Here is a 2954-nt window from a genome sequence, read left to right on the forward strand (position 1 = left end):
TGCGCAAGATAATGGCCCCGGTCCACCTCCGGGCCAAGCTTCAGTTCGATCGCCGCCGCCACCGACAGCGCAAGGGAACTGGACTGATCACGCTTGATTGCCTCGTTCACATAGCTCCGGGCGGCGAGCGTCAGGTCTTCGCCTTCTTCGCGGAATTCCAAGACGCGGGTCAAACAGGCGAATGCCCGCCAGGCCAGAGGGGCTGCAGCGCCCGGGTCCGCGCACAGGTCTTTCAGGTCGGCCTCGGCGCGGCGAAGATCGTCGTGCGAGCCGGTGAACAGGCGCGCCGAGGCCCGTTGCAGCCGGATATAGGCTGAGCGGCCGGCCCGACGGGTGGCCGCACTCCGCACCATGATGCCCGACAGGGCGCTGCTCACGAAGGCAGCCACACCAGAGCCCTCGCAGATCTGGCGCAAGTTCATCGGCAGGACCGTTCCGCCGGTCCACAGGAAGCGCTGGTTGCGGTCGGCATGGACGCGGAGCCTGACGTGCCATTGCGTGTCGATCACGGCGGACGCGATGTCGATCCAAAGTATGGTGTCCGCCCGGTCCAGGCGATCGGGCGTGGGCCGCGCTCCGATATGCACTTCGGCGTCTCCCAGCGCAGTCAGGCGACTTGAGAGGGTATCGAGAAGGAATGAGACAAGGAATGTCTCGTCGGGCGACATCACGGCATTGGGGGGACACAGCACGATCACGGTGCCTCCGTCTGCCCCATCCCGCGGCGCCGGGGTCGATGGCGCATCTCTCGGCTCCCGGCCTCGATCTCTTGGGTCATGGGCTTGCCGCATGTCCCGCAGCCAATCCTCGAATTCCGGATCTGGCACGTCGAGACCTTCCAACACCTCGGCATCAGTGCCAGAGGTCGCAGCGGTGTCGATGGCGATCTGGTCGGTCAACCAGACATCGAAGCGATCGGCCTTGAGCCCGACGGCAGCGTGCCCCAGGTCGCGTCGTAGATTGGACAAGGCACGCCGCAGACTTCCTGAAGCCTGTTCGGGCGTGCGTGTCGACCACAGCTTGTCCATGATCCAGGCCCGGGTGCGGCGGCGGTCGGGCGCGAGTGCGAGCAGGGCAAGCAGACCACGTTCCTTTCGCCGCGCGGGCGTCAAATCGGTGCCTTCCGCATCGACCAGCGAAAACCTCCCGCGCACGCGCAACGTTGCCACCGTGTCATCCGCCACGTCATAACCCCGTGTTGCCACATCAAGCTCAGCAGTACCTTAACGTAGCGTAATCCAAAATGCGCCCAGTGCCGAGTGACTATTCGGTGAAGGTGTCGCTATACGGAAATCACGATGCGATCACGGTGTCAGGCCAATGTTCCTCCATCGACCACACAGGAGGATCCCATGCTATTCATCAGTTCTCATCGCATGCACGGCCAGCCTGACGGGTATCACGATGCCCGCGATGGGCGCACCGTCTCGATGTCAGCGGCTTGCGGTTATACCGATACGGCAAGCTACCCCGACCCCACGACAGCTCCCTTCGGACGATTCGACTACTTCTTTTCCAAAGCGCCGATGCCGGATCATGATGTGTCGACAACCGCAGCGCTCGACGCGCTTGGCGATGCGATGGTGGATCAGGCCCCGGGCGATGTCGACAACACCGATGTGCCCGCGATCATCACCTATCTGGGCCAGTTCATCGACCATGACATCACCGCAGGCACCGACCGGGTGCAGGGGTTCTCGGATGTCGATATCGACGATGTCGCGCCGCTCTCGCGCGCCGATGTGGTCGCAAGCGTGGCGAATTTCCGAACCGGGGTGCTCGACCTTGACAGCCTGTACGGCGGCGCGACCCTGCAGGGGCAGTTTGCCTCGGAGATGACGAAACGCCTCAGGCATCCGAGCTTTCCGGCGAAGCTGAGGATCGGGACCGACGCGAATGTGCTGACCTCGGGGCCTCGGCCATCTCGGCCCCGTCCGCGACACGAGGATCCCGCGCACGATCTGCTGCGGGCCGAGCGTCTGATCCGCGATCACGACCCCATTCTGGATCCGGCCGCGATCGACCGCCTGCCGGCTGACCTGAAGGCGTTTCTGACCGACCCCGATAGCGGCGAGATCAATCCGTCCCGCGCCATCATCGCGGACGGCCGCAACGACGAGAACCTTGCCGTTGCGACCGTGCACCTTGCCTTTGCGCGCCTCCACAACCGGCTGGTGGATCAGGCCCCGGCGGGAACCTCGGACGAACAGTTCGACTGGGCCCGCACCCGGCTGCGCTGGATTTACCAGTGGCTGTTGGTGAATGAATACCTGCCCAGCGTCTGCCATGGTCCGACGCTCGCCGGGATCATCGCTGCGGAGGCGCCGGTCTATGCGCAGTTCCTGCGTCGCGTCGGTGCCGAAGGCAGGCGTCTTCCGTTGCCGCTGGAATTCTCGGTCGCCGCGTTCCGCTTCGGGCATAGTACCGCTCGGGCCGACTACGACTGGAACGCGAATTTCGGGCGGGCCGATCCCGGTGGCACGGCCCTGATCGAGCGGGCGCCGTTTCAGCTCATGTTCGCCTTCACTGGTGAGGGCGAGATGAACGAAGGGGCCGATCCGCGCCTGCCGGCGGGTTGGATCGTCGACACCGAACGCTTCACCGTTGCCGGTGAGGGTGCGTTCTCGGACCGCAATACCCGGTTGATCGACACCCATATCGCGCCACCTCTGCACGACATGCTCAATGAGCCGGCCGGTTTCCACAACGTCCTGAAACGCCTGCCTCGTCGTAACCTCCGCCGTGGCCAGCGCCTCGCCCTGCCGAGCGCACAGGCCTGCATTGCGGGGCTGGCGGCAAGCGGGATCAGCATCGACCCGCTGAGCCCGGAGCAACTCGCCTCGGGCGGAACCGGGCAGGCGCTTGTCGACGGTGGCTTCGTGGAGGCGACGCCGCTGTGGTTCTACATCCTCAAGGAGGCGGAGGTTGTGACAGGTGGTCAGCGGCTCGGTCCG

General features: G+C 64.9%; 1 protein-coding gene and 1 pseudogene. One reads left to right on the top strand and one right to left on the bottom strand.

What is annotated here, in order from left to right:
• Positions 1–1205: pseudogene (locus LCF60_RS24100) on the bottom strand (hypothetical protein); the annotation flags it as partial.
• Between the two features lie 147 nt (positions 1206–1352).
• On the opposite strand from LCF60_RS24100, the gene LCF60_RS24105 reads away from it, so the two are divergent.
• A partial coding sequence (locus tag LCF60_RS24105) for a peroxidase family protein (protein ID WP_292295065.1) occupies positions 1353–2954 on the top strand: 1602 nt, incomplete at its 3' end.

Origin of the sequence: Marivita sp. (assembly GCF_020055635.1) — a bacterium.
Lineage (GTDB): Bacteria > Pseudomonadota > Alphaproteobacteria > Rhodobacterales > Rhodobacteraceae > Marivita.